Source organism: Geminisphaera colitermitum TAV2 (assembly GCF_000171235.2).
In the GTDB taxonomy this organism is placed as follows: domain Bacteria; phylum Verrucomicrobiota; class Verrucomicrobiia; order Opitutales; family Opitutaceae; genus Geminisphaera; species Geminisphaera colitermitum.
The window spans coordinates 1-1,516 of record NZ_ABEA03000146.1 but is presented as its reverse complement, the minus strand read 5'-3'; the positions used below and the strand labels follow the sequence as shown (position 1 = coordinate 1,516).

The 1,516-nt window shown below is 65.8% G+C and carries 1 protein-coding gene; it reads right to left on the bottom strand.

Going from position 1 to position 1,516, the window contains the following annotated elements:
• On the bottom strand, nucleotides 1–1,516 hold a 1,516-nt coding region (locus OBACDRAFT_RS16580), incomplete at both ends, for an RIFT barrel domain-containing protein (RefSeq protein WP_043587567.1).

Sequence of the window (1,516 nt, the reverse complement as noted above, 5' to 3'; positions counted from 1 at the left end):
AGCTGTGTTGGCGGGAGGGTTGGCGGGAGCGGTGGCGTAGTGGAGTTGCCAGCGGTTTTCGCCGGGAATCAGGTCGGCTTCGAAGCTGAGGCCGAGAGATTGCACGCTGCCGTCGCCGGGCCAGCGGGCGAGGATTTCGGTTTGGAGTGGAATCGCAGGGGCGTTGGCGGGCGCGTCTTCGCGGCGGAGAGTGAGTGGGCCGGTGCCGTCGTATTCGCCAGCGGGAAAGGGGACTCCAAGGGTGAGGGGAACGGTGCGGCGGGGTTTTGCGTCGCTGGAGAGTCGGGCGAAGAGAGGGATGGAGCCGTTGCGCTTGGGTAGCGGGATAACGGATACGGGAGCGAATTCGGAGCCGGGAGGCGCGGTGAGGAGGGCGAAGGTGTCGGTGGCGTGAGCTTGGTCGCGGGGGGAGGGGAGGAAGGGCGTGGCAGCAGGAGATTTTTCCCATTGGGGAGCGGAGGCCCAGAGGAGAGTGTCGGGAGTTGTGGAGGTGATGCGGAGGTTTACCGGACCTTGGATGCGACCTTGGCGGCGGATGTTGCGGTGGGAGTCCTTGACGGTGAGTTCGTAGCGTTGCCAGGTGCGTCCGACATGGATGTCGCTGGTGTTGTTTTCGCGGTCATGGAAGCGGTAGGTTTCGATGGCAAGGCGGGCGGGGGCGGCGTCCCGGTCGGCTTTGAGCCAGATGGAGAATGTCCATGGAGGTTTGGGGAGGTTTTCCCAGACTTCGACGGGAATGGAGAGCGTAGTGCCGCCGGAGATACGGATGGAGGCGGAGTCGTTGTGCGGTTGTGCGGGGTCGAGGGCGAGTGGGGGCGTTGGGGCGGCGGAGGGGGGGGGGAGGTAGTCGATGTGGCGCATGCGGTGCCAGAAGAGGGTGTCGGCAAGCTGGCCGGAACCGTGGGTGTCGAAACTGGCGTTGCGGATGAAATTGGCGGCGATGGGGTCGGATACGGAAGGGGCGGGGATGCCGGGCGTGACACGGAGGGCATCGAGCGAAAGGCGAACGGGATGCGGCGCGGGCGTGATGCCGTCGGCAGTGGTTGATTCGGAATCGTGGAGCGTGGTGGTCATGAGAGTGCCGCCGGGGGCGGAGCTTGGGGAACGAAAGCCGAGATCGGAAAAGTGGAGGGGCGCGGGGGCTCCGGCGGGATGGATGGCAAGGGACCATTTTTTTTGTCCTGGATTGATGGATACATGCAGGGTGTGGGCGACGCCGGGTTGGAGGTTGAGGCCGGTGCGGATGGCGGAAACTTTGCCTTGGCCGTCGCCGTTCCAGAGGACGAGTTCGCGGCGGGCGCGGATGGAGAATCCCCAGGTTTGCCGGGCGTTGGTGGTGTAGTTGAAGGCGGGGGCGTCGAAGACGTGGAGGATGTCTTTGCCAGTGTCGGCAGCGAAGGCAGCGGTCGCGGGGTCGATGCGGAGAGTGAAGGCGAGGGTCCAAGGGGCGGCGAGGTTGACGGCGGCGGGCGCGAGTTGCCGGAGTGGGAGAGCGACAGCGCCGCGCAGTCCGTTT